This is a genomic window from Micromonospora mangrovicola (genome assembly GCF_047200535.1).
GTDB lineage: Bacteria > Actinomycetota > Actinomycetes > Mycobacteriales > Micromonosporaceae > Micromonospora.
On the sequence record NZ_JBJZOG010000014.1, the window covers coordinates 46469 to 71837 of the forward strand.

The 25369-nt window shown below is 72.7% G+C and carries 25 protein-coding genes; 19 read left to right on the forward strand and 6 right to left on the reverse strand.

From position 1 onward, the window contains the following. Positions 1-8: 8 nt before the first annotated feature. Positions 9-1358 (reverse strand): FAD-binding oxidoreductase, encoded by a 1350-nt coding sequence (locus ACL02O_RS08570; RefSeq protein WP_412817445.1) that lies wholly within the window; start codon positions 1356-1358, stop codon positions 9-11. A 423-nt stretch (positions 1359-1781) separates the two neighbouring features. On the opposite strand from ACL02O_RS08570, the gene ACL02O_RS08575 reads away from it, so the two are divergent. Genes ACL02O_RS08575 through ACL02O_RS08600 form a run of 6 tightly spaced genes read left to right on the forward strand, consistent with a single transcriptional unit; the run spans position 1782 to position 8135 of the window. Next, the gene (locus tag ACL02O_RS08575) at positions 1782-3032 is read left to right on the forward strand and encodes an aminotransferase class III-fold pyridoxal phosphate-dependent enzyme (protein ID WP_412817446.1); all 1251 of its coding nucleotides are present in this window, start codon (positions 1782-1784) and stop codon (positions 3030-3032) included. After that, on the forward strand, positions 3029-4408 hold the full coding sequence (locus ACL02O_RS08580) for an aspartate aminotransferase family protein (RefSeq protein ID WP_412817447.1): 1380 nt from the start codon (positions 3029-3031) through the stop codon (positions 4406-4408). The genes ACL02O_RS08575 and ACL02O_RS08580 overlap by 4 nt, the downstream gene beginning before the upstream one ends. Next, entirely contained in the window at positions 4405-5115 is a 711-nt protein-coding gene (locus ACL02O_RS08585) for a thermostable hemolysin (RefSeq protein ID WP_412817448.1), read from the forward strand. Before ACL02O_RS08580 ends, ACL02O_RS08585 begins: the two co-directional genes overlap by 4 nt. After that, positions 5105-6724 (forward strand): AMP-binding protein, encoded by a 1620-nt coding sequence (locus tag ACL02O_RS08590; RefSeq protein WP_412817449.1) that lies wholly within the window; start codon positions 5105-5107, stop codon positions 6722-6724. The genes ACL02O_RS08585 and ACL02O_RS08590 overlap by 11 nt, the downstream gene beginning before the upstream one ends. Beyond that, entirely contained in the window at positions 6721-7653 is a 933-nt protein-coding gene (locus ACL02O_RS08595; RefSeq protein WP_412817450.1) for a TauD/TfdA family dioxygenase, read from the forward strand. Before ACL02O_RS08590 ends, ACL02O_RS08595 begins: the two co-directional genes overlap by 4 nt. Further along, the gene (locus ACL02O_RS08600; RefSeq protein ID WP_412817451.1) at positions 7650-8135 is read left to right on the forward strand and encodes an SRPBCC family protein; all 486 of its coding nucleotides are present in this window, start codon (positions 7650-7652) and stop codon (positions 8133-8135) included. Before ACL02O_RS08595 ends, ACL02O_RS08600 begins: the two co-directional genes overlap by 4 nt. On the opposite strand, the gene ACL02O_RS08605 is transcribed toward ACL02O_RS08600, so the two are convergent. After that, positions 8101-9642: a vanadium-dependent haloperoxidase gene (locus ACL02O_RS08605; protein WP_412817452.1), complete on the reverse strand. Its 1542-nt coding sequence runs from the start codon at positions 9640-9642 to the stop codon at positions 8101-8103. The genes ACL02O_RS08600 and ACL02O_RS08605 overlap by 35 nt on opposite strands. Positions 9643-10175: 533 nt before the next feature. Here ACL02O_RS08605 and ACL02O_RS08610 point away from each other — a divergent pair. From ACL02O_RS08610 to ACL02O_RS08625, 4 genes are all read left to right on the forward strand, one after another. After that, positions 10176-10583 (forward strand): nuclear transport factor 2 family protein, encoded by a 408-nt coding sequence (locus tag ACL02O_RS08610; protein ID WP_412817453.1) that lies wholly within the window; start codon positions 10176-10178, stop codon positions 10581-10583. Positions 10584-11530: 947 nt separating this feature from the next. Next, a complete protein-coding gene (locus ACL02O_RS08615) occupies positions 11531-12283 on the forward strand; it encodes an AraC family transcriptional regulator (protein ID WP_412817454.1) in 753 nt (250 codons plus the stop codon). 134 nt (positions 12284-12417) lie between these two features. After that, on the forward strand, positions 12418-12867 hold the full coding sequence (locus ACL02O_RS08620) for a DUF6220 domain-containing protein (protein ID WP_412817455.1): 450 nt from the start codon (positions 12418-12420) through the stop codon (positions 12865-12867). A 14-nt stretch (positions 12868-12881) separates the two neighbouring features. Continuing rightward, entirely contained in the window at positions 12882-14804 is a 1923-nt protein-coding gene (locus ACL02O_RS08625) for a multicopper oxidase family protein (RefSeq protein WP_412817456.1), read from the forward strand. Positions 14805-14921: 117 nt separating this feature from the next. On the opposite strand, the gene ACL02O_RS08630 is transcribed toward ACL02O_RS08625, so the two are convergent. The 4 genes from ACL02O_RS08630 to ACL02O_RS08645 form a co-directional block, all read right to left on the reverse strand. Then, entirely contained in the window at positions 14922-16427 is a 1506-nt protein-coding gene (locus tag ACL02O_RS08630) for an MFS transporter (protein ID WP_412817457.1), read from the reverse strand. 86 nt (positions 16428-16513) lie between these two features. Next, the gene (locus ACL02O_RS08635) at positions 16514-16729 is read right to left on the reverse strand and encodes a DUF6059 family protein (RefSeq protein WP_412817458.1); all 216 of its coding nucleotides are present in this window, start codon (positions 16727-16729) and stop codon (positions 16514-16516) included. A gap of 114 nt (positions 16730-16843) precedes the next feature. Continuing rightward, entirely contained in the window at positions 16844-17686 is an 843-nt protein-coding gene (locus ACL02O_RS08640) for an AfsR/SARP family transcriptional regulator (protein ID WP_412817459.1), read from the reverse strand. Continuing rightward, positions 17683-18408, reverse strand: a complete 726-nt coding sequence (locus ACL02O_RS08645) for a flavin reductase family protein (protein WP_412817460.1) — start codon at positions 18406-18408, stop codon at positions 17683-17685. Before ACL02O_RS08645 ends, ACL02O_RS08640 begins: the two co-directional genes overlap by 4 nt. A gap of 242 nt (positions 18409-18650) precedes the next feature. On the opposite strand from ACL02O_RS08645, the gene ACL02O_RS08650 reads away from it, so the two are divergent. The 9 genes from ACL02O_RS08650 (at position 18651) to ACL02O_RS08690 (ending at position 25367) form a co-directional block, all read left to right on the forward strand. Next, on the forward strand, positions 18651-18977 hold the full coding sequence (locus tag ACL02O_RS08650; RefSeq protein WP_412817461.1) for a TcmI family type II polyketide cyclase: 327 nt from the start codon (positions 18651-18653) through the stop codon (positions 18975-18977). Between the two features lie 82 nt (positions 18978-19059). After that, positions 19060-19449: a cupin domain-containing protein gene (locus ACL02O_RS08655; RefSeq protein WP_412817497.1), complete on the forward strand. Its 390-nt coding sequence runs from the start codon at positions 19060-19062 to the stop codon at positions 19447-19449. Beyond that, the gene (locus ACL02O_RS08660) at positions 19446-20723 is read left to right on the forward strand and encodes a beta-ketoacyl-[acyl-carrier-protein] synthase family protein (protein ID WP_412817462.1); all 1278 of its coding nucleotides are present in this window, start codon (positions 19446-19448) and stop codon (positions 20721-20723) included. Before ACL02O_RS08655 ends, ACL02O_RS08660 begins: the two co-directional genes overlap by 4 nt. Next, complete coding sequence (locus tag ACL02O_RS08665; RefSeq protein ID WP_412817463.1) at positions 20716-21960, forward strand: ketosynthase chain-length factor; 1245 nt, start codon at positions 20716-20718, stop codon at positions 21958-21960. The genes ACL02O_RS08660 and ACL02O_RS08665 overlap by 8 nt, the downstream gene beginning before the upstream one ends. 38 nt (positions 21961-21998) lie before the next feature. Beyond that, positions 21999-22709: an SRPBCC family protein gene (locus tag ACL02O_RS08670; protein WP_412817464.1), complete on the forward strand. Its 711-nt coding sequence runs from the start codon at positions 21999-22001 to the stop codon at positions 22707-22709. Then, positions 22706-23452, forward strand: coding sequence for an SDR family oxidoreductase (locus ACL02O_RS08675; protein ID WP_412817465.1), 747 nt, complete (start codon positions 22706-22708; stop codon positions 23450-23452). Before ACL02O_RS08670 ends, ACL02O_RS08675 begins: the two co-directional genes overlap by 4 nt. A gap of 39 nt (positions 23453-23491) precedes the next feature. Then, entirely contained in the window at positions 23492-23785 is a 294-nt protein-coding gene (locus ACL02O_RS08680; RefSeq protein WP_412817466.1) for a putative quinol monooxygenase, read from the forward strand. Positions 23786-23791: 6 nt separating this feature from the next. Beyond that, positions 23792-24112, forward strand: a complete 321-nt coding sequence (locus ACL02O_RS08685; RefSeq protein WP_412817467.1) for an antibiotic biosynthesis monooxygenase family protein — start codon at positions 23792-23794, stop codon at positions 24110-24112. A 13-nt stretch (positions 24113-24125) separates the two neighbouring features. Then, positions 24126-25367, forward strand: a complete 1242-nt coding sequence (locus ACL02O_RS08690; RefSeq protein ID WP_412817468.1) for an FAD-dependent monooxygenase — start codon at positions 24126-24128, stop codon at positions 25365-25367. The last annotated feature ends 2 nt before the right edge of the window (positions 25368-25369 follow it).

The window sequence follows — 25369 nt, forward strand, 5'->3', positions numbered from 1 at the left end:
GCGACACATTAGGCGGACGCACGCGGGAGGATGTTGTGGTTGATCCGGAACAGGTTCGCCGGGTCGTGTTCAGTCTTGACATCGACCAGCCGGGCGTAGGTGGCCGGGTCGAACGTGGCCCGCACGGCCTGCTCGGTCGCGTCGTGCACGCCGAGGAAGTTGAACAGGCCCGGGGCCAGCCATGGTCGCAGCCGCTCGTGCAGGCCCTCGTGAGCCGCCCGCAACGCGGCCAGGTCGACAGCGTCGGCCAGCGACATCGAGGAGAGACTGAACCCCGCGTCCCGGCCGCCGACCGCATTCGCCACCGCCGGCGGGCGGGCGTACGCGCCGCCGAGGTGACGCAGCTCGACCGCGTACGGGGCACCCGCGTCGGGACCGGCCGCGGCGAGCAGGGCCGCCACCGTGTCCGGCTCCAGGGCCCGCAGCGCGACGTTCCGGCCGTAGCTCGCCGCCGGGTCGGTGGGCTCGTGGTGGATCGAGCCGACCCGCTCGTACGGCAGCACCCCGAGGGTGTCCATCAATGCGGGCGCGGCGGCACGCAGCGGCGCGACCAGCCGCTCCCCTTCCTCCGGCGCGCCGCACCAGGCGATCCGCAGGTGCATGACGTACCGCCCGCGCAGCGGGGCGGGGGCGGCCTCGATGTCCGGCACCAGGACCATCAGCAGCGAGGAGGTCATCTCGTCCGGCACCGCCCGGGTCCAATCGGCGTACGCACCCAGCGCGTCGGGCACCGCCTCGGCGCCGAAGTAGAGGCCGCCGCCGTAGAGCCGGCTGACCGGGAACAGGTCGACCTCCAGCGCGGTGACCACGCCGAAGTTGCCCTTGCCACCGCGCACCGCCCAGAACAGGTCGGGCTCCTGCGTCGCGGTGAGCCGGCGCAGTCGGCCGTCGGCGGTCACCAGGTCGATCGCCCGCACGTGGTCCGCCGCGAAGCCGAACCGCCGGCCGAGCATGCCGATCCCGCCACCGGTGGTGTAACCGACCGCGCCGACCACCGGGCTGGAGCCGTTGAGCGGCGCCAGGCCGTGCGGAACCGTCACGGCGAGCACGTCGCGCCACCGCACGCCGGCCGCCAGCCGGGCGGTGCGCGCGGTCGGATCGACGCGCACCCCGGTCATCCGCCCGGTGTGGACGAGCACCGCGTCGTCGGCCGGCACCGCCGGACCGTGCCCGGTCGCCTGCACGGCGACCGGCCGCTCCTCGGCGGCGGCGAGACGCACCGCAGCCGCCACGTCGTCGGCGTTCACCGCCTCGACCACCAGAGCGGGCTTGTGTTCGATGACGCGGTTGTACCCGCAGCGGTGCGTGTCGTAGCCGGCGTCACCCGGACGATGAACCGGTCCCGAAATCCCATTCATGGCAGCAACCATAATGGGCGGTCCGGCAACCCGAGACTACTTAACCGCGCGGCGAACATACTCTGTCGGCTTTTTTCCGGCGCCAACAAAGGGGTAGCGTACGTCGATAGGCCGGCATCCGTCCGGTAGATGTCCGGAAGGCGACCCGAGGTTGTCGCCACACCTGGACAACGCTCGGCCCCCATCGCAGAGAGCACCTGTGAGCTGCTGGTTCACCCATCGGCGAGGGAACGATCCGGTGGCCGGCCGCAAGGCTACGGGCGCACCAAGACAGCAATTTGCGCGAAGACTTCTCGCCCCTCTGACGCGATGCTGAAGCGGGTCGACGGGGCCCTCGGCGCACCCCGCGTCCATTCCGCAACGCCTATGCCTGCGCCACCCCGCCCTTTTCGCCACGAGTCGGCGGCCGTGATTGGTGACCTCATGACAACCAATTCGCACCTGGGAACCCGCGACGCGCCGGACCTCGACGACCTTGCCGTCGTCCGCCGGCACCTGCTCGGCGCCCCCGGGCCGGACGCACCGGTGATCCGACGCCAGGTCGGCGCCAGGATCGAGGCGGCGGACGGCTCCGCCTGGCTCGATGCGGCCTCGGCGGGCTTCGGTCCCGGCCACCCGGCGGTGACCGAGCGGCTCGTCGCGCAGGCCGGTCACACCGCCCTGTCCAGCCGGATCCTGGTGAGCCGGCCACTGGCCGAGGCGGTGACCGCGCTGCACCGGCTCTGCCCCGATCCGCTGACCGTGTCGTACCTGTGCAACAGCGGTGCCGAGGCGCTGGACTCGGCGCTCAAGCTCGCCAAGGGCACGCACCGACGCCGGCGCCACGTCGTGGGCTTCGCCACCGCCGACCACGGCACCCTCCTGCACGGCCTGTCGCTGACCCACGGCTTCCCGCTGCTGCCGGACCAGCCGCTGGGTCCGGTCGCGGTGCCCCGGGACCGCCCCGACGAGTTGGTGGCCCGGGTCGGGGAGGACGTGGCGGCGGTGGTGGTGGCACCGGCCGCCCCGGGACGCCGGCTGGCCGACCTGTCCCCTGACTGGTGGCGCCGACTCCGGGCGGCCTGTGACCGGAGCGGCGCACTGCTGGTGCTCGACGAGCGGCTCACCGGCCCGGCCCGGCTCGGCGTCGACCTCGCCGTCACCCGGCTGCCGGTCACGCCGGACGCTCTGGTGCTCGGCGAGACGCTCGGCGCGGACGCGATTCCGGTGGGCTGCGTGGTGACCAGCCGAGCCACCTACGACCGGGTCTACGCCCGCCGCAACCCGAGCCTGCACGGCTCGACCTTCGGCGCCAACCCGCTCTCCGCCGCGGCCGTCGCCGCCGTGCTGGCCGTCGCCGCCGAGGAGCGGCTGGCCGCGCGCCAGCGGGAGGTGGAGACCCTCGCCCGGGCCCGGCTGGCGCCGCTGGTCGGCACCGGCACGGTGACCGACGTCGGTGCCGACGGCGCCCTGGTCTGGCTGCGGCTCGCCGAGCCCACCGCCGTCCGGACACTGGTCGCCGAGCTGACCCGGGAACGCGTGCTGGTGCGTCCACCGGCGGGCGACGTGGTGGCCGTACTGCCGCCGCTCACCGCCACGCCGGAGGACGTGGCCGAACTTCTCGACCGGGTCGCCGCCGCCGGCGGCCGGCTCGCCACGACCGGGCCCGACACCGCGCGGGAGGTAAGCGCATGACCTCGCTGGACGACCGGCAGCGGATCTTCTCCGCGCTGGGCCGGCACTGGAACCCGACGGCGGCGACCATGCTGGCGGCCGCCGGGCGGGCGGTGGAGCACCGTGCCAGCGGCAGCCAGGTGTACGCCGAGGACGGCACCGCCGCGCTGGACCTCGCCGCCAGTTACGGCGTGTTCCTGGTCGGGCACGGCAACCCGCGGGTGGCTGCGGCGGTGACCGACGCGCTGCGCCAGGCGCCGGCGAACCCGCCGGGTGCGGTGCACCCGGCCACCGCCACGCTGTTCCGCGCCCTCGGCGAGATCCTGCCGGCCGGCGTCGACCGCTACGTGCTGGGCTGCTCGGGCGCCGAGATCTGCGAGACGGCGCTGCGCGCGGTGCTGCTGGCCCGGCCGGACCGGCACCGGATCGTCGTCGCCGACGGCAGCTACCACGGCAAGACCCTGGCCGCGCTGTCGCTGCTGGGCCAGGGCAACCACCGCGCCCCCTTCGAACCGCTCGGCGACCACCTGGTGGTCGTGCCGTACGGCGACGCCGCCGCGGTGCACGCGGCCGTGGCGGACGGCTCGGTGGCGGCGGTGTTCCTGGAGCCGGTGCTGGGCGGCGCGCACCTCACCGTTCCCCCGCCCGGGTACGTCCGCGCCGTGGCGGACAGCTGCGCGGCCACCGACACCCTGTTCGTGGCCGACGAGATCCAGACCGGGTTCGGCCGTACCGGCCGGATGTTCGCCGTCGAGCGCGACGAGGCGCGGCCGGACGTCATGCTGCTGTCCAAGGCACTCACCGGCGGATTCGTGCCGGTCGGCGTCTGCGCGCTCAGCTCCGCAGTGGTGGACGACGCGACCCGGCACCCCCGCTGGCACCCGTCCCTGCTCACCTCGGGCGCCGCGGTCACCGGCGTCGCGGTCGCGGCCGCGGCGGCCACCGTCGCCGAGGTACGCGAGCGGGACCTGCCGGCCCGGGCCGCCGAGTTGGGCCCGCGGCTCACCGAGGGCCTGGCGGAGGCCGTCCGTCGGCACCCCAAACACCTTCGGGCGGCGCCCGGGATCGGCCTGATGGCCGGCCTGCGGACGGCCAATCCCGCCGTGGAGCTGATGGTGTCGATCGGCATGGGGCAGCGCGGCGTACACACCGGGCACTCGCTCAACGAGCAGATCGCCGAGCCGGTGCTGCGGATGTACCCGCCGCTGACCTGCACGGCCGAGGAGATCGACCAGGCGCTCGCCGCGCTCGAGGAGACGCTCACCTGGCTCGACCGGCAACCCCGGGCGATGACCCGCGCGGCGACCGCACTACTGCGCCGGCAGTACCGGCTGCCTCCGCGGCTGCTGCTGCGGATGAACCGATCCCCGATCCGGATGGACTGGCAGGCGGCATGACGACGACCCGATCCGCCACGGCCGCCGAGGAGCCGGAGGCGACCATCGGCGCGAACCCGCTGCGGGTCCGCGTCGCCAGCCGACCGTCGCCGCAGTGGGACGCGGCCGCCGCGTTCGTCCGCACCGGATATGCCGAGAACTACGGCGCCCTGATCGAGCCGGTGCCGGACTGCTTCGTGCTGGCCGCCCGGCACCACCCGGACCGGCCGGAGGAGATCCTGGCCTGCGGCGGGATGACCTTCAACTCCTCCCGGGGCTTCTTTTCCGAACGCTACCTGGACCACCCGTTGGAGGAGGCGCTCCAGCGGGTCGCCGGGACGCCGGTGTCCCGCGACGACGTGGTGGAGGTCGGCTCGTTCGTGGCGGTCGGCGGCAGCGGCGCGGAGCTGATCCGGCTGCTGCCGCTGCTCGCCTGGTGCCAGGGCATGCGCTTCGCGCTGTGCACGGCGACCGGCCCCCTCGCGGCCGCGCTGCCGCAGTTCGGGGTGCCGTTCCTGTCCCTGGGCCGGGCCCGGCCGACCTGGATGACCCCCGGCGAGCGGAGGCGGTGGGGCACCTACTACGACCACGCGCCGACCACCGGCCTGGTGCCGCTGGACCGGATCGGCGACCTCATGCGCGCCTGCACCGGCCGGTACCGGTTCCTCAACCTCGACGTCGCCCTGCGCCGCGCGCTGCCCCGGGAGGCACTGACCGATGCTCGTTGAGGAACGGCTCACCCGCCTCGCCGGCGACGGGCGCGCCCTGGTCGAGGCGCTGGACCACGACGGGCGGCCGGCCGCCGTGCTGTCCTACCGGGACGGCCTCGGTGCCGCCCGGGTGCTGGCCGGCCGGCTCCGGCTGGCGCGGACCCGGCCGGTGGTCGGCGTGCTCACCGGCAACACCGCCGAGTTCGTGGTCGCCGACCTCGCACTGCTGCTCTCCGGCGCGGTGGAGGTGCCGGTGCCGCTGGCGTTCTCCGCCGAGCAGGCGGCCAGCCTGCTGCCCGAGGCCACGATCTGCCTGGTCGACGAGGCGGGCCGGCGACGGCTGGCCGAGTGGGGCCCCGAGCGGGTGCTGCCGGCCGGCTGCCAGGTGGTTCCGGTGCAGCTGGCCGACCTGGTGGCCGAGTCCGGCCCGGCCACGCCACCCTGGCCGGACGCCCCGTGGCGGGACGAGCAGGCGATCTGCAAGGTGGTGCACACCTCCGGCACCACCTCCCACCCCAAGGGCGTGCGCATCCGGGGCGCCGGGCTGGACGCGCTGATCCGCTCACTGGACCGGGTCATGCCGGCCGGTGCCTACACCCGCTACCTGTCGCTGGTCCCGTTCAGCCTGCTGATCGAGCAGGTCGCGGCGATCTACCTGGTGATCTGCCACGGCGGCACGGTGATGCTGCTGCCGCCCGACGAACCGCTCGTGGGCACCTCGTCGTTCGCGGCGGGCGGGGTGCTCCGCTACACCCCGACCGCCCGGCCGACCGCGCTGGTGGCCACGCCGGCCCTGGCCGAGGAGCTGGCCGACCGCGCGGACCGGGCCGCGGCGCGGGGCCGGCCGGTGGTCCGGGAGCTCTTCGGCCGGGACGAGCCGCCGCTGATCTGCTGCGGCGGCGCGCCGGTCGACGTCGGCACGCTGCACCGCCTGGACCGACACGGCCTGACCGTGTACGAGGGCTACGGCCTGAGCGAGAACAGCTCCACGGTCTCCTGGAACCGCCCGGGCAGCCGGCGGATCGGCACGGTCGGGCAGCCGTTGGACCACGTCGAGGTGCGGCTGGCCGACGACGGTGAACTGCTGGTGCGCAGCTCGTCGCTGTTCGCCGGGTACACCGGCATCGACCCGTCCGCGTGCCTGGTCGACCGGGACGGCTGGCTGCACACCGGCGATCTGGCCGAGATCGAGGAGACCGGCCACATCCGCATCGTCGGCCGCAAGAAGAACGTCATCGTCACCTCCGCCGGACGCAACATCGCCCCCGAGTGGGTGGAGGCGCAGTACGCCACGCTGCCGTTCGTCCGGGCCAGCGCCGTGGTCGGCGACGGGATGCAGACGCTGCACGGACTCTTCCTGGTCGCCGCCGGGACCGACGAGGCCACCGCCCGGCGCGAGCTCGCCGCGCTCGGCGCGCAGCGGCTCTCCGCTGTGGAGCGGGTCTCCGCCGCCTGCGTGCTGCCCGCCGGCGACGACCTGTACGGCCGGTACTTCACGGTGACCGGCCGGCCCCGGCGAGACGAGATCAGGGCGGCCATGGCCGACGGGCGGCTGCCCTGCGGTCCGCTGGACCCGCCGGCCGACCGGCCGGCGCCCACCCCCTTCGAGACCACCCTCGGGAGATGACGGCAATGCTGACCACGACCTTCGCCATGAGCCGCTACGGCACCGGCAACGGGCTGCTCTGCACCGCCCCGGCCACCGCCGCGCTCACCGACCTCGACCCACTGGTCACCGTCCGGCTGCTGCGCGAGTCGGGCTTCATCGTGTTCCGCGGCTTCCGCACCGATCTCGAGCTCTTCTCCGCCCTGGTGCACGCGATCTCCGGCCGGATCACCCTCGACCCGGCGCGCGAGTTCCACGGCGGGGACGTCGCGCAGAAGGTGGATGCCGGCGCCGACGCGGTCGGCCTGCACATCGAGAACGGCAACAGCCCGTTCGCCCCCGACCTGACCTGGTTCTTCTGCGAGAAGGCGGCCGCCGAGGGCTCGGAGACCACGGTCTGCGACGGCTACCGGGTCTGGGACGGGTTCGGCGAGCAGGCCCGGGCGCAGTTCGCCGCGCAGGACATCGCGTACAGCCGCCGGGTGGAGGAGGACCGCTGGAAGGCGTTCGTCCGGCACCATCTGGGTGACGCGAAACCCGCCGACGAGATCACCGTGGACGACATGCGGGCGCTGGCCACCGGGCCGGGGAAGACGCTGATCGAGCCGCTGGACGACGGCGCGATCCGCTACGAGTTCCAGGTGCCGGCGGCGCACCCGACCCTGTTCGGTTCCCGCCTCGCGTTCGCCAACAGCATCCTCGGCCCGTCCTACAACTACGAGAAGCCGCGGATCACCTTCGCCGACGGCACCGAGTTCTCCGCCGAGCTGATGCACGAGGTGGAGGAGAAGACGGCGGCCCTCACCGAGGACCTCGCCTGGCAGGATGGGGACGTGGCGCTCATCGACAACACCCGGGTGATGCACGGGCGGCGGCAGATCCTCGACCCGGCCCGCACCATCTACAACGCGCAGAGCTACCTGTCCGACGAGCTCCGCGCGGCGGCATGACGGAGGCCGTCCAGGAGCGGATCATCGTCCGCGCGCCGGCCGCCGTGGTGTACGCGGCGGTCAGCGACGTCCGGCGGATGGGTGAGTGGAGCCCGGAGTGCGTCGGCGCCACGCTCGACGACCCGGGCTCCCCGCTCATCGTGGGCAGCACCTTCCGCGGCCACAACCGGCAGGGCCGGTGGCGCTCCTGGACGACCCGGTGCGCGGTGACCGCGGCCGAGCCGGGTCGCTGCTTCGCCTTCGACGTCCGGCTGGGCGGCACGCTGGTGTCCAGCTGGCGGTTCGACCTGGTCGCCGCGCCGGACGGCGTCGGGACGGAGGTGCTGCAGTCGTGGTGGGACCGGCGCGGGCCGGCCCGACGCCGGGTCTCCGCCCTGGCGTCGGGGGTCCGCGACCGGTCCCGGCACAACCGCGACGGGATGCGGCGGACGCTCGCGGCGCTGAAGGTCAGCGTCGAGCGCGCAGCACCGCCTCACCGTTGAGATGCCGCTGCACGAAGTCGAACGCGCGGTCCCCGATCTTCGGACCGATCTCCCACGAGGCCTTGACGGCGGGCAGGAAGTGCACCCCACCCCAGACCCGGCCCATTCCGCAGTCGTGCATCCAGTCGGTCCAGGTGTCCCAGCTCAGCACGAGGTCTTCGCGCGGCGTGAGGCCCGGCTCGATGATCGAGGAACCGGCCGGCCGATCGAACCGGAACTGCACCTGGTCCGTGCCGAGGAAGCGGCGGGCGGCCTGCGTCTCGGCGGAGCAGAGCAGGGTCGAGACGGACGGGTACTCGGGGTGGTCGGCCACGGGCAGGTAGCTGCGCCACTGCTCGGCGGGCAGGTCCCTGACGGTGCCCTTGCCCGGACCGCCCCAGGCGGTCACCGTCCGGCCCGCGTAGACGTGGCGGATCGCACTGAACGGGCGCACCGCGTCGTAGAGGTTCTTGTTGTACCAGGCCACGATGGCGGCGTCGAAGGTGGCGGTCTCCACCGCCGCGTGCAGGTGCACCCAGGCGTCCAGGTCCAGCCCGGCGCTCTGGATCGCCTGCCCGACGGCGGAGCCGAGGCTGACGAACTTGTTGTCGAAGAATTCGGCCTTCATCTTCTGCTCGTCGGTGAGCCGGGCGGAGACGGCGAGCGCCTCGTCCACCTGCCGCTTGTAGGCCGCCCTGTTGTGGTGGTTGCTGGCGGTCGGCACCGGCACCCGGAACTCGTCCAGGTCGGTGATGGTGAACGGGACGACGTGCGGCAACTGCGGGGTGATGAACTGCTGCACCTTGAAGACGCCGTTGCCCTTGGTGACGATGTCCGGCTGCCAGTGCGACGGGTCGGTCAGCTCGTAGGCGGTGTTGCGGGGCCGGTAGCCGGTGTAGTCGGAGTAGGGCTGGCGGTGGTAGACCTGGCCGCCCTCGTCGCCGAGCTGGTTCATCCCGTCGTGCTCGCGGACGGCCACCAGACCCTTGCCGGCCAGGTTGCCGATACCGACCGGAGTACTCGGGTCGGTGCTGTCGTCGGCCGGGTCCAGGCCGACCGACTGGAGCATCTCCCGCCAGGTCTGGGCGTAATGCGGCATCAGGCTGTTGAACACATGGAACGAGGCGTACAGGATGGCGATGTTCTTGTTGCGGTTGGTCGTCGCCTCGGCGCGCGGCCGGCGGGGCAGCTGGGTGTGGATGCCCACTGCCGTCGGGTGGTAGGGGGCGATCGCGTCGAACCAGGACAGCTCCAGCATGTTCGCGTATCGGATGATCAGCGGCGCGTCGCTGGGCGCGAGAGTCTCGTAGATGGGCGGGGCGGCGAACGGTCCGAGCACCGTCTCGGCGGCGTTGCCCGTGTCGAAGTCGAACGGCGGCACCTCGGTGGCGGCGGCGGTGGACGGTGCGGCCGAGGCGGCGCTGGTCCCGCTGAGGGCCAGGCCGACGCCGGCGCCGGCCGCGCCGAACAACACCGAGCGACGGGAGGTGGCGTGCTGGCGCACCCGGGCCAGCCAGTAGTCCTGCATGAGTCGTCCTTCACGGGGAGGGCGCCGGTGGACCGGCGCGGGCGGGGTCGCGGACCGGGCCGCCGCCGGCCGGCGTGGCACGCCGGGACGGGCCGGACCGGCGGTGCCGGCACGGGTGGAGGCGGCGCCGGGCCGCGCGGTCGGGTGGCGGGTCAGGTCCGACGAGGACGGTCGGACTGGTCCGGAGCAGCCGGACCGAGGTGGGGAGGCGCATCGGCCCCCTTGCGCGATTCCCATCCTGGGAGTGAGGACGATCACTGTCTTCTCCCAGATTGCTGGCCGACGGGCACCCGGAGAACCGTGTCCGAACGACCCGCGGTCCGCTGTCCGACCGGCCAGGGTTACCCGTCGGTCGGCGTCCGGGGCGGGCCGTTCCCGTCCCGGTCGAGTAGGGGCTCGGACCCGCCCGCTAGGGGTTGTCCGCGCTGGTCCGGTGCGTTTGGCTGGGTCCGACGCAGGCACGTGCCGTCCGATCAGGACGGACGGGCGCATCGCCCGCCCCGACGGGGCGGCCGTACCCCGGGAGGGATCGCATGACGGATCGGGTCGAGGCGGTCGTGGAGGCGCTCTACGACGGTTTGAAGCGGATGGACGCGCCGGCGGTGGTCAGCCTCTTCCACCCGGACGCGGAGATCGTCACCCCGAAGTCGCTGCCGTGGTCCACCGGCCACTACAGCGGGCTGGAGGGGGCGATGTCGTACTTCACCGGGGCGCTGGAGATGCTCGACGACAATCGGTTCGACGTCGAGGAGGTCCGCGTCTCCGGCGACGACTGGGCAGCGGCCATCGGCATGTGGTACGGCCACTTCCGCAGCGGCGGCGAGTTCAACGTGCGCTTCGTGCACTTCTGGACGCTGCGGGGCGGCAAGGTGATCAAGGGCGAGGGCATCTCGGACACCGATGGCATCGTCCGGGCCAGCCGCGGCGAGAAGGTGGGCTGATTCCGTGGGTCAATCCGGCCCGGCGGTGCGGACCGTCGCCGGGCCGGGTTGACCCACGGAGTCCGGACCGGTATCCGCCGTCGCCCGGCTCGGCCCGGCGGCGCGGGTCCCGGGCGGGCGTCAACCGCCGCCGCCACCCCGACCCGGCCGCCACATCAACCCTGCCGAGCCGCCCGCCCGGACACCCGGGCCGCAGCTCGCCGCGGCGCCGCGCGCGTTCGCCCGGCAGCGGTCAGGTACGCCAGGACGGGTCGCTGCGCGAGATCGTCCGCAGCCCCTGCCTCGGCGCCGGCCCGACCAGACCCGCCACGTCCTCCAGGCAGCTCCGCCCATGCGTCCTGGCCCAACCGGACCGGGGCCGAGCAAGCTGCGGCGCGGCACTTCGCGTGCGGCGGCACCGGACCGGCCGGCCCACGCACCGCAGTACGTCGCGGTCGGCGCATGCCATCCGGCGGCGCAACCGGCGAGCACCACCGAAGTCCGGATCTGCCGCCGGCTCAAGGATCCGCCACCCGGCTCACCCAGGGCCGCACGAGGCGGGCGCCAGGTGAACCCGTTCGACGCTTCGTGGTCGGGACCGACACGTCCGGCGGGTAATCACGACGCCGGATGTTCGCCCTCTTTCGGACGCGCCGGCCGCAAACTCTTCCGCGGCCGATATCCGCGGCCGCAAGAGAATATCGATTCACCATTGTCGCTTCATGCGGGCTCTTGACGACATCGTCTCGGGCGGTCGGGGGTGGCAATCTCGGGCGGGCGGGGGTGGCAATTCAGCGGATCACCGTGGCCGCGCCGCGCACACCTCTCGGGCCACCCCGGACGGTAGGGGCCCACCTCCGGAGAGTAGGGGTACCTGCGGCGGCGATCCGTCGCTACATTGATCGAGGATCGTCGAATGACTATGGCAGACAGCATTCGGGGGTGTGATGACCATGGTGGGCAAGACAATGGAAACACTGGTGCATCGCGCCATCGCGGAAATTCGCGAGCACTACGACGAGCCGCTTTCTCTCGACGATCTCGCCAGAACGGCCACCATGAGCAAGTTCCACTTCCTGCGCACGTTTCGCGAATTCACGGGTGTCACTCCGATTCGCTTTCTCTCCGCAGTCCGGATAGACGAGGCGAAGCGCCTGCTCTTCGCCACCTCGCTCACCGTGGCCGACATCTCGACGCACGTCGGCTACCTCAGCCTCGGTACCTTCACCCGTCGGTTCACCGAATGCGTCGGACTCACGCCGACGGCCTACCGTCGGCTGGCCAGGGGCACGGCGACGCCCGTGCCGGAGCCGCAGGCCTCGCCCGGGCCAGGGACCCGGCAGATCACCGGCGTCGGCGCGGGCACCCTCGGCGGCACCGTCACGGCCAGCTCGGACACCTCGTCACCGATCTTCGTCGGCCTGTTCGGCAGCCGGATCCCGCAGGGACGCCCCGTGGTCTCCACCGCGCTGGCCGGGCCCGGTCCATGGCTGCTGCCCGAGGTGCCGGCCGGATCCTGGCACCTGCTCGTCGCCGCCACGGCGGCCGGCTGCGGCGACGCGGCGACCCGCCGGACTCTCCTGGTCGGCACCGCCGACGAGATACGGGTCCGGCCCGGGGCCCGCATCTGCCTCGACGTCACCCTGCGTCCCCTCGACTGGACCCGTCCACCCCTGATGGTCGCCCTTCCCGGAGTCGAGGCGCTGCGCGCCGCGGCGTGAGCCGATCGGCATCCTCTGCTCAGTCAAGCAATACGGGAGATGCGCCACGACATCGCTGAGCGCAACCTTTCCTACTGTCCGCCAGGGCATCCAGCTACCCCGTCAGGAACACGCCCGATCCGAAGGAGGCCCTCGTGCGGAAGGTCTACGTCATACTCGTCGGTCTGCTCACCGTCAGCATCGCCGTGCAGTTCTACCTGGCCGCGTCCGGCGCGTTCGAAACCCCGCAGACCGACGATTCGTTCGCCGCGCACCGGACCGTCGGCTTCATGGTCATCCCCGGCCTCGCCCTGCTGGCGACGCTGGCCGGCGCGCTGGCCCGCGTGGGTGGCCGGCTGATCGCGCTGACGATCCTGCCCGTCGGCCTGGTCGTCCTGCAGAGCGTCACCCGGGTGGTGGCCGACGCCTTCAACACCTCCGCCGGCGACAGCACCGGCGTCAGCACGGCCATCTTCGGTCTGCACGCACTCAACGGGCTGGCCATCATGGCCCTGTCCGGCTACCTGATGCGCCGGGCTCGCGCGCTGCTGAGGGGTCCGCAGCCGAGCGAGCCCGCGCGGGCGCCCGAGTCGACCGCTGCCTGACGTCACCGGGCTCCATGGCAACCTCACAACTCATCGCGCTCGACCTGGTGTCCGCAGCGGCCGCCGTGATCGCCTGGCTGGCTGCCGGGGCACTGGCGGCGGCCCGACAGGCCCGGGCCGCGATCGCGATCACCGCCGTCGCCACGCTGGTCACGGCCCTACGGTTCTGGCCGGCGCTCGCGCTGTCCCGCCGCGGCTGGTGGTTCGCGCAGGAGAAACTCACGCTGAGCCTGCCGCTGCTGGCGGTCACCGCCGCCGTCGCGGTGGCGGTGGCCGGCCCGCGGCTGGTGCGCGCCGGCCGACCGGGCGGGCCGGCCCGCGACGCCGCCCGACCGGCAGTGGTCGTGTCGCTGCTGACCGCCGGGTACGCCGCAGCCGCCGGTCTCGTCGTCACCTTTCTCCTCGGCTCCCCGGTCACGCTGGCGGACGCCCTCATCGCGGTCACGCTGCTGGCCGCGGGGACGTTCGTCACCTGGCAGGTCGTCGCGCCGAACCGGTCCACACCCGCACTCGTCGCGGGGATGTCGGTCGTCGCCCTGGGACTGGCCGGCGTCGGGCTGGCCGCGATGCCGGCTGATCCGGCCGACGCCGGCGGCGGCCCGCCCATCCGGTTCCCCGCGACCAGCGGCAGGCCGGTGACGGCGCTGCGGGGTGCCGCCTCCGACATGGCATCCGGTGGCACCGTGCGCCGGTACACACTGACCGCGCAGAAGGCCGTCGTCACGCTCTCCTCCGGCCGGCAGGTCGACGCCTGGACCTTCAACGGCCAGGCACCCGGCCCGGCCCTCACCGCGGTCGAGGGCGACCTGATCGAGGTGACGCTGCGCAACCGCGACGTGGAGCGCGGGGTGACCCTCCACTGGCACGGCTACGACGTCCCGCCCGGCGAGGACGGCGCCGCCGGGCTGACGCAGGATGCCGTGCTGCCCGGCCGGGAGTTCGTGTACCGGTTCGCCGCCCGGCAGGCCGGCACGTACTGGTACCACACCCACCAGGTGTCCTATGTCGGCGTCCGCAAGGGTCTCTACGGCACGCTCGTGGTGACTCCCCGAGCCGGCCCGCCCGCCGGGTTGGATCTGTCGATGCCGGTGCACACCTTCGGTGACGTGACGGTGCTGGGCCGGCACGACCAGCCGCTCGAACAACGGACCCGGCCGGGCACGCCGACCCGGTTACGCCTGATCAACACCGACAACACCCCGCACCGGTTCACCCTGTCCGGGACGGGGTTCCGGCTCGCGGCGGTGGACGGCCGGGACCTCAACCAGCCCGGCCAACTCGACCGCACGGCGCTGGTTCTCGCGGCCGGCGGGCGGTACGACCTCGTCTTCACCATGCCCACCGCGCCGGTGCTGCTGCTCGTCGACGACGACCCCACGGGCGGTGTCCGGCTCCGGCCGGACACCGGTGCCGGGTCCGATGCGGCCGCCGGGGACACCAGCCGCTGGAAGACGCTCGACCTGCTCTCCTACGGCACCCCGGCCGCCGCCCCCTTCGACCGGACCAGCCACTTCGACCGGCGGTTCACGATGGTGTTGAACCGAAACCTCGCCCTGGTCGGATCGACGCCGACGTTCGCGCAGACGGTGAACGGCCGCGCGTACCCCTCGATCCCCACGCAGGTGGTCCGGGAGAACGACCTGGTGTTGATGACGATCGTCAACCGCGGGCAGGACATCCACCCCTGGCACCTGCACGGCCACGCGGTGCGCATCCTGTCCCGCGACGGTCGGGCGCCGACCGGGAGTCCGCTGCTCCTCGACTCGTTCGACGTGCTGCCGGGCGAGGTGTGGGAGGTCGGCTTCCGGGCCACCAACCCCGGACTGTGGATGAACCACTGCCACAATCTCAGCCACTTCGAGCAGGGCATGGGTCTGCACCTCGCCTACGCGGGCATCACCGACCCGGTCCACGGCTCACACAACGCCCACGGGTGAGGACGGACGCCCGCACCGGAGCGGGGACCAGCGCCCGACGGGGCCGCAGGCTGCCGCCCGTGCACAGGCGGCGGCACGAGTGCTGCCGCCTGTGGGTCCCACGGCGGGACCGGCCGATCAGCCGGCGTGCCGCCGCCCGCCCGACGTCGGGCCCGCGTCGATGGCCACGGCGGCGACCACCACGGCCGTCGCGAAGATCAGGGCCGTGACGACGAACGCCCTGGTGTATCCGTGCGTCGTGGCCTCCAGGATCCGCTCGGGAAGGGCGGCGCCGCCGACGGGTCGCCCGGACCCGCGGCCGCCGGCCAGCCCCAGCCGGTCGTTCGTGATCGACTGGGCCAGCGCGGCCAGCGTCGCCACCCCCAGCGCCCCGCCGATCTGCTGGCCGGTGTTCAGCACCGCCGACGCGATCCCCGAATCGCATACGTCGACGCCGCGTACCGCGCCGAGCGTCAACGGCACGAAGGTGGCGCCGAGGCCCAGCGAGAGGACGAACATGGCCGGCATGAGCGTGCCGAGGTACGACGAGTGCGGCGTCAGCGTGCTCAACCAGATCGCCCCGGCCGCGGCTACCAGCAGCCCCGGCGCGGCCAGGAGTCGCGGCGGCACCCTCGTCATCAGTCGCCCGGCGACCGTGGCCATGACGCCGATCCCGACATTGATCGGCAGGAAGGCCAGGCCGGTCCTGACCGCGCTGTAGTGCAGGACCTGCTGGGTGTAGAGCGTCAGGAAGTAGAACGTGCCGAACATGCCGGCCCCGACGAGGCAGGTGGTCCCGTACGAGCCGGCCCGGTTGCGGTCGCGCAGCAGGTGCAGCGGCAGCATCGGATGCCGGCTCCGCAGCTGGGTGAACAGGAAGATCACGAGCAGCCAGGCAGCCACCCCGAAACAGGTGATGGTGAGTCCGTCCGCCCAGCCCTCCCGGCCGCCGCGCGTGATCGCGTAGGCGAGCGTGAGCAGACCCCCGGTGCCGAGAGCGGCACCCAGATGGTCGAGCCTGCCGTTCGAGCGCCCCGGCTCGCGGAGCACGGCGGTGCCAGCGAGAACGGCTGTCCCGACGGGCACGTTGATCAGGAAGACCCAGCGCCAGTCGAGGTATTCGGTGAGCGCTCCGCCGAGCAGCAGACCGACGGTAGAGCCGACGCCGGCCATGGCCGCGTACAGGCCCATGGCACGATTGCGGGCCTTGCCCTCGGCGAAGGTGGTGGCGATCAGCGCGAGCGAGGTCGGCGCGGCGACGGCGGCCCCGACGCCCTGCAGCACCCGGGCCAGGATCAGCAGGCCCAGGTTCGGTGCGACGCCCCCGAGCAGGGAGGCGAGCACGAACACGACGATGCCGAACCGGAAGACGCGGCGACGACCGAACAGGTCGCCGACGCGACCGCCGAGCAGCATCAGCCCGCCGAACGCGAGCGCGTACGCGCTGACGATCCAGGACAGGTTGTCGACGGAGACGTCCAGCGCCCGCTGGATGGTGGGCAGGGCGATGTTGACGATGGTGGCGTCGAGCACGACCATCAGTTCGGCCCCGGTGAGCACGATGAGTGCGAGCAGGGGATGGCGGGTGCCGGGCGCGGATGTGCCTGCCTCGGGCGCCGGGCCGGTCCGGGTGTCGGACGACATGGAACCTCCAGTCGACAGAAGGCCGATGCCGGTCTCGGATCTTCTGACCCGACGCATCGCCGGTGAAGGAGAGTGACGCCCTCTCATCAGCCCTTCAGCCACCTTCGGAGCCATCCTCGCCGGGTCAGTTGGCGGGCGAGATGGCGCTCGATGCTGGTCAATGGCAGATCAGGACGCCACTTCTCGGGGTGGCCCGGCGGCGGGCCGCCGGGATTCTCTGACGGGATGGTGACTGTCGACTCGCCCAGAGCGATCAGACCCTCCCAGGCGAAACGCAGCACACGGATGACGACGAGACGCACCGGCACAGGGTCGCCCGGCCCGCTAAAGGCGAGGTAAGACCTTCGTTTCGCCGCCGGCGCCTCGGCCGGGGGCGGGCTGGCCGCCATGTTTCCGCCCACCGTTCCGAACCCGGGTCAGGCCGAGTCCCGGGCCTCGAGTTGGAAGTCCGCGTCATCGGCGAGTACCGCCTGGTGGGCCAGCCGAAGCTCCAGGCCCGGTTCGATGCCGAGTTCCTCGATGAGCTGCTCCCGGATGCGGCGGTAGAAGACGAGGGCCGCCCCGCTGCGCCCGCCGCGGTGCAGGGCCACCATGAGCCGGGCGCAGTACGCCTCGTTGAGCGGGTCCTCCGCCAGCAGCCGGCGCAGCTCGCCGACCAGCTCGGCATGGCGACCGAGCAGCAGGTCGAGGTCGATGCGTCGGGTGAGTGCGGTCATCCACGCCTCGTCGTACTGCAAGGCGGCGCCGGCGAGCGCGGGGCTCTCCCGGAGATCCTCCAGAGTCGGCCCTCGCCGCAGCGCCAGCGCCTCCCGGTACTGGCGGGAAGCCAGTTCGTAGCGGCCGGCCCCCGCGGACTCGGCGGCCAGGACACGCAACCGGTCGAAGCACACCATGTCCAGGATGCCGTCGTTGACCTGGAGCTGGTAGCCGGGAGCGCGGGTGCGCAGGGTGCACCAGCGGCCGTCCAACCCGTGCCGCACGAAGAACTTACGCAACTGCGAGACGTACACCCGCAACGCGGCCAGCGCCGTTGCCGGCGGCCGGTCACCCCACAGTTCACGGATCAGCACCTCGGTGGATGCGATGGCGTTGGGCCGGACCAGCAGGGTCGCCAGCAACTGACGCAGCTTGCGCTGCGGAAGTGGAACCTCCACCGAGTCCACCGAGATCTCCAGTGGACCGAGCAGCCGCAGGGCCACCCGGCGCGGGCGGATCGGCTCCGGCGCCGTGATCGGGCGCACCAGCGCGGGGGCGGTCATGGTTGAACCTCCAGTCGGGGGTGGACGCTGCGGAAGAACGCGAGTGGTCGCTCCTCGCGGAGCAGTCCGAGGTCGACGACCTCGCCCAGCACGATCTGGTGGTCCCCGCCCGGATACAGGTCGCGCACCCGGCAGTCGAGGTAGGCCAGAGAGCCACCGATGACGGGCGAGCCGGTCGGACCCGGACGGTGCGCCACGGTGCCGAAGCCGGCCGTCTCCCGGGCGGCGAAGGCGCGACAGAGGTCGGCCTGGTCGGCGGCGAGGACGTTGACGGCGAAGGCCCCCCGAGCGCGGACGGCAGCCAGCGCCCGGGAATTCGCGTGGACACAGAACAGCACCAGCGGAGGGGCGAGCGAAACCGACGTGAATGAATTGACGGTGAGTCCGACCGGTTCGGCGTCGGGGCCCTGGCAGGTAATTACGACGACTCCGGTTAGAAACCGGCCGCACACCTCCCGAAGCACCCATCCGTCCACGGGTGCCGGACGCGGTTCCGGAGAGCCTGAGACGATCATACTGCTCACATTGGACCCCTTCCGAATGAACGCCTCCGCCCATCCTCGCGGAACAGCACTGAAACCCGAATAGGGCCGGTACGAGTGCGGCGATCCTAACGACGGGGCAATGAGTCCGCCTACGGTCCAAGGGATGACACAGGGGATACTTTCGTCCGGCCCAACTGGCGGCCGGTGTCTGGCGGGCGCGGCGCAACCGCTGGTCATACCGGTGGGTCGGTCCGGCGCCGGCGAGGTGCGGCGGCATCGAGAAAGGCAATTTTGGAGAGCTTCCGCCGATCGCCGGACACGCCTTCCGCCGTGCCCGCCAACGGAGCCGGACCCCTGTCGACCTGGCTGAAACTGTCCTGCGGCGTAGGCTTTTTCCGGCCCTCACCTGCGCTTTACCGGCCCGGGCGAATCTATTTTGGGTCGCCCGATCGGCGTACTCGCAAAAGAGAGGAAACAGAATGCGCAGCACCCTCATCGTGGCCCGCCTGAAGCCCGGCGCCGCAGCCGATGTGGCGCGCATCTTCACGGAATCCGACGCCGGCGAACTGCCGCACCTGATCGGGGTCCGGGAACGCCGGCTGTATCGCTTCCACGACCTCTACATGCATCACATCCTGTCCGAGACCGACGTCCGGCGTCCCCTTGCCGACGTCCGGAGCCACCCGCTGTTCCAGGAGGTCAACACGCGGTTGAGCGCGCACATCGGCGCCTACGACCCGCAGACCTGGCACGGCCCGGAGGACGCCATGGCCCACGAGTTCTACACCTGGCGGGCGGACGACTGAGCGTTCGCCCCGTCCCGGGCCCGGCCACCGGTCGCGGCGGGGACGCGGACCCTGGAAGGAGGCTGGCGTGCCCAGCGACCGAATGACCAAGATCGCGGCAACGGACGTCGCGCCGAACCGGCGCCGGGGTGGCGACCTACGTACGCTGCTCAGTCCGGCCACGGCGGGCTCCACCTCGGGCTTCATGGGGGTGCTCACCCTGGAGCCGGGCGAGGTGGTCACCGAGCACTACCACCCCTACTCCGAGGAGTTCCTGTACCTCGTCACGGGGAAGATCACGGCACGGATCGACGGGGAACCCGTGCCGATGAGCGCCGGCGAGGCACTGCACCTGCGCGTCAACGTCCGCCACCGGCTGGAGAACGACGCCGCCACCCGGGCCTTCCTGGTCTTCCAGCTCGGCCCGCTGGCTCCCCGTCCCGAGTTGGGGCACGTGGACACCGAACCGCTGCCGGAACAGGAGTCCGCATGAACCCGCGACGAGCCGTGGTCACCGGGATCGGGGTGGTCTCTCCCGGCGGCATCGGCGCCAAGGCCTTCTGGCAGCTGCTCACCGAGGGACGCACCGCGACCCGCGCCATCACCCACTTCGACGCCTCGGGCTACCGGTCCCGGATCGCCGCCGAGTGCGACTTCGACCCCGCGGCCGCCGGCCTGGGGCCGGACGAGATCGACCGGATGGACCGCTGCTCGCAGTTCGCGGTCGTCGGGGCGCGCGAGGCCCTCGCCGACAGCGGCGTCGAACTCGACGATCTGCCGTCACACCGCGTCGGCGTCTCGATCGGCAGCGCGGTCGGCTCCACCGTCACGCTGGAACAGCAGTACATCCGGGTCAGCGGCGGCGGCAGCCGGTGGGTGGTGGCGGCGGACGCCCCGTTCCCCCACCTGTACCGGGCGCTGGTGCCCAGCGCGCTCGCCGCGGAGGTGGCGTGGGCGTCCGGCGCGCAGGGCCCCGTCCGGATGGTGTCGACCGGATGCACCTCCGGTCTCGACGCCGTCGCCCAGGGCGCCCAGTTCATCGAGGACGGCGCGGCCGACCTGGTGGTGGCCGGCGCCACCGACGCGCCCATCTCCCCCATCACCGTGGCCTGCTTCGACGCCATCAAGGCCACCTCGCCGAACAACGACGAACCCGCCCACGCCTCCCGCCCCTTCGACCGGAACCGCGACGGATTCGTGCTCGGTGAGGGTGCCGCCGTGCTGATCCTCGAGGAGGCCGGGGCCGCCCGGCGGCGCGGCGCCCGCGTCTACTGCGAGATCGCCGGGTACGCGCAGCGCAGCAACGCCTTTCACATGACCGGCCTGCGTCCTGACGGGGTAGAGATGGCCGAGGCCATCCGGGTCGCGCTCGACCGCGCGAAGCGGCCGGCGGAGGCTGTCGACTACGTCAACGCGCACGGTTCGGGCACCCGGCAGAACGACCGGCACGAGACCGCCGCGTTCAAGGCTGCCCTCGGCGAGCACGCCTACCGGGTGCCGGTGAGTTCGATCAAGTCGATGGTCGGGCACTCGTTGGGGGCGATCGGCGCGCTGGAGCTGGCGGCGTGCGCGCTGGCCATCGAGACGAACACCGTGCCGCCGACGGCCAACCTGCACCATCCCGACCCGGAGCTGGACCTGGACTACACCCCGCTGACCGCACGGGCGCACCGGACCGACACCGTGCTCAGCGTCGGCAGCGGCTTCGGCGGCTTCCAGACGGCCATGGTGCTGGTCGCGCCCCGCCCGGTGGTGCAGGGTGTCTGACCGGGCAACGGGCAACCGCGCGGTGATCACCGGCATCTCGGCCATCGCTGCCGGCGGCACGGGGGCAGCGGCGTTCTGGCGCGCGCTGCTGGACGGCCGCAGCAACCTCGGTCCGGTCACCCGGTTCACCGCCGACGACTTTCCGGTACGGGTCGTCGGCGAGGTCGCCGGCGAGGAGATCCTGCCGACGGTCGACCCGAGGCTGGCGGTGCAGACGGACCGGTGGAGCCAGCTCGCGCTGCTGCTGTCCGAGGAGGCGCTGCGCGACGCCGCCGTGCGGCCCGAGGCGTTCTCCCCGTACGACCTGGGCGTCATCACCGCCTCGTCGTCGGGCGGGAACGCCTTCGGGCAGCGGGAGATCCAGGCGCTCTGGTCCAAGGGGCCCCGCCACGTCGGCCCGTACCAGTCGATCGCGTGGTTCTACGCCGCCACCACCGGGCAGCTTTCCATCCGGCACGGCATGAAGGGGCCCTGCGGGGTGACCGTCGCCGAGCAGGCCGGTGGCCTGGACGCGTTCGGGCAGGCCCGCCGGTGCCTGCGCCGCGGCGACGCGAAGGTCGTCCTGACCGGCGGTACCGAGGCCCCGCTGAGCCCGTACGCGCTGCTCTGCCAGACGACGTCGCGGCGGTTGAGCACCAGCACCGACCCGGAACGCGCCTACCTGCCGTTCGACGCGGCCGCGCGCGGCCACGTCCCCGGCGAGGGCGGCGCGATCCTCGTCCTCGAAGCCGAGGAGAGCGCCCGCGAGCGCGGTGTCCGGCCGTACGGTGAGGTCGCCGGTCACGCCGCCACGTTCGACCCGGCGCCGGGCGCTGCGGGTGACACGTGGCCCACACCGTTGCGTCGGGCGGTGGAGCTCGCGCTCGTCGACGCCGGCGTCGGACCTGAGGAGATCGACCTGGTCTTCGCCGACGGAGCTGGCACCCCGGAGCTGGACCGGGCGGAGGCCAGCTGCCTCGTCGAGGTGTTCGGCCCGTGCGGCGTGCCGGTCACCGCACCGAAGGCGCAGTACGGGCGGCTGTACGCGGGCGGCGCACCGCTGGACGTCGTTTCGGCGGTGCTGGCGCTGCGCGAGCAGGTCATCCCGCCAACCGCCGCGGGTGTCAACCCCGACCCCGGATACCGGCTCGACGTCGTCGACCGCCCCCGCGAGGCGCCGCTACGCACCGCTCTGGTGCTCGCCCGGGGCTACGGCGGTTTCAATTCCGCCCTCGTCGTGCGCTCGCTCGACGCGTGACCACCCGTACCCCCAGACCACCGAAAGGACCGGCCGTCATGCCCCTGCCGCCGCTCTCCCCCGCGGAGTTCCGCACGATCGTCCAGCGCTGCACCGGAGTTCCGGCCGAGGAGCTGAGACTGGACGACCCGCAGCTCACCCTCGACGAGGTCGGGGTGGACTCCCTGGGCCTGCTCAACATCCTCACCGAGGTGGAGAACCGCTACGACATCCGGCTCGACGCCGAGGGGCTCACCCGGCTGCCGGAGATCCTGGCGCTGATCAACGAGAAGCTGGCCCCGTCGACGCGTACCGACAACAGCGTCGTCATCGACGCGCCGCTCGAGCTGGTGTGGGACCTGACCAACGACGTGGCGAACTGGCCGAACCTGTTCAGCGAGTACGCCGCCGCCGAGATCCTGCACCAAACCGGCGACACCGTGCGGTTCCGGCTCACCATGCACCCGGAGCCGGACGGCACCGTCTGGAGCTGGGTCTCCGAGCGGGTCATGGACCGGGCCGCCGGCAGTGTACGGGCGCACCGGGTCGAAACCGGGCCGTTCGCGTTCATGAACATTCACTGGACCTACCGGCAGACGGACGCCGGCATCGAACTGCGCTGGGTGCAGGAGTTCCACATGAGGCCCGACGCACCGGCCGACGACGAGACGATGGCCGGGCACATCAACCGGAACTCGAAGGTCCAGCTCGCCCTGATCAAGGATCGGGTCGAGGCGGCCGCCCGGGCCGGCGCGGCGGTGACCCGATGAGCCAGCCGGACTTCGCGCTCAAGGGCCGCCACGTCCTGGTCACCGGGGGTTCCCGCGGCATCGGCCGGGCGACCGTGCTGGCGCTGGCCGGGCAGGGCGCCTCGGTGACGGCCTGCTACGTCAACGAGAGCGAGCAGGTCGAGTCGCTCCGGCGCGAGCTGGACGAGCGGGGTGCGCAGGGCAGCCTGGTGCGCTGCGACGTCGCCGACCAGGCGCAGGCCGTACGGCTGTGCGAGGCGGCACGTGACGCCTACGGTCCGCTCGACGCGGTGGTGAACAACGCCGGGGTGATCAGCCACCTCCCGCTGGCCGACCTTCCGCCCGAGGAGTGGCGGCGGGTCCTCGACACCAACCTGACCGGCATGTACCACGTGAGCCGCGCCGCGCTGCCGCACGTCGCCGAGGCCGCCTCGGTGGTCAACATCAGCTCGGCGGTCGCCGACCACGGTATGCCCGGCGCCGCCCACTACGTCGCCGCCAAGGCCGGGGTGATGGGGCTGACCCGGGCACTGGCCAAGGAGCTCGGGCCGCGCGGCATCCGGGTCAACTGCATCGCCTCCGGCCTGGTGGAAACCGACCAGATGAAGGCGGTCACCCCCGAGGGACGCGCCCGCTACGAGCAGATGATCTCGCTGCGCCGGCTGGGCCGCCCCGAGGAGATCGCCGACGCGGTCCTGTTCCTCGTCTCCCCGGCCGCCCGCTACGTCACCGGCGCCACGCTGAACGTCGACGGCGGCATCTGAGCGGGCGGGCCGACAGCCGTGCTGCGCACCGTACTGGAGATGACCGTCCACCCGGGCCGCGCGGAGGAGTTCCGCGCTGCCTGGCTGGAGACGGCGCGGGTGGCCGCGCGGCTGCCCGGCAGCGTCGCCCAGACGCTGCTGCACGATCCGCACCGCCCGGGCACCTACCTGATCATGGCCGACTGGATCGACCGGGCGGCCCTCGAAGCCTTCCAGACCAGCCCGGAGCGGGAGCGGCTCAGCGCCCGGCTGGAGCAGTTCCGCTCCGCAGCGAACAAGCGCGTGCTCGAGACCGTCGAGCACGTACCCGCCCACCCCAACCAGGGAAGGTGATCCGTCATGCCCGTACGCGTCATGGTTTCCGCCCGCATCGACGACAAGAACCGGGAGGCGTTCGAGGCGGCGTACCGCGCGGTCGCCGCCGTCGTCTCCGGCACGCCCGGCCACATCCGCGACGAACTGTTGCGCGACGTCGAGGAGCCGGGCCGCTACATCCTGCTCGCCGAGTGGGAGAGCGAAAAGGCGTTCCGCACCTGGGAGGACGCGCCCAGCCACCGGGAGATGGCCGCGCCGATGTTCCCGTACTGGAGCGGCGGCGGCATCGAACGGCGGATCTTCGACCTGCGCGCCCGGCTCGACACCGTGCCGTCGGGCGCCTGAACGGGCGCCCACCATGACGAACCTCCGCAAGGCCCTGGTGATCGGGGCCGGCATCGGCGGGCTCACCGCGGCGGCCGGGCTGCTGCGGCAGGGCATCGGGACGGAGGTGTTCGAGGCGCGGCCCACCCCCGGGCGGCTGCTGACCGGAGGGGGCTTCATGCTGTGGCACAACGCCTTCCTCTCGCTACGCCGGATCGGGCTGGACGAGGCGGTCGCGACCGACTCCGTGCGGATGCGCTTCCACGAGTTCCGCTCCGACACCGGCCGCCGGTTGGCACGCTGGCATCTCGACGCACCGACCCGCGAGTGCGGCGCGCCGGCCTGCGCTTTGCGCCGGTCGACCCTGCACAGGGTGCTCACCGAGGCGGTGGGCGAGCACCGGATCCGGCTCGGCGCCCGGCTCACCGGCTACAGCCAGGACGCCGACGGGGTCACCGCCCACTTCGCCGACGGGTCCACCGCCCACGGGGACGTGCTGATCGGCGCCGACGGACTGCGCTCCACCGTCCGCGCGGTGATGCGGCGGGGCTCTGAACCCCCGCCGCGGTACGCCGGCTACACCGCCTGGCAGGCCATCGCCCGCCTCCCGGGCGAGTCGGTGGTGCCCACGGGCACCTTCTTCAACCTCTGGGGCAGGGGCGGCCGCCGCTTCCTGTACTGCCGGTTGAACGAGAACGAGGTCTACTGGGACGCCATCACCAGCGATCGGGCGGCGCGGACGATCGACACCGTGCGGCAGCCGCGCGGCGTCGCGCTGGCCCGGGCGTACCGCGACTGGCCGGAGCCGATCGGCCGGATCATCGCCGCCACCGACGAGGAGGCGATCCTGCCGGTGAGCATCCACGACCGGCCGCCCGGCGGCGGCTGGGCCCACGGGCGGGTCGTCCTCATCGGCGATGCCGCTCATCCGATGACACTCAACCTGAGTCAGGGCGCGGGCCAGGCCATCGAGAGCGCGGTGGTGCTCACGGGCATGCTGGGGCAGGCGACGTTGGCGGACCTGGCCGGGGTGCTCCGCGCGTTCGAGGCCGCCCGCCGGGCCCGCACCGCCGACATGGTGACCACCTCCTGGCGGATCGGCACCCTCGGGCTGGTGCACGGCACACCGCTGTGCCGGTTGCGGGACCTGCTGATGTACGCGTTCTTCGACAGCGTCGCCCGCAGTCAGAGCTATTCGCTGATGCTGGACGAGCGGCTCGACCGGGGATCGGTCCTGCCGGTCGCCCGGGCGACCGGATCCGGCCCCGGGAGGTAGCC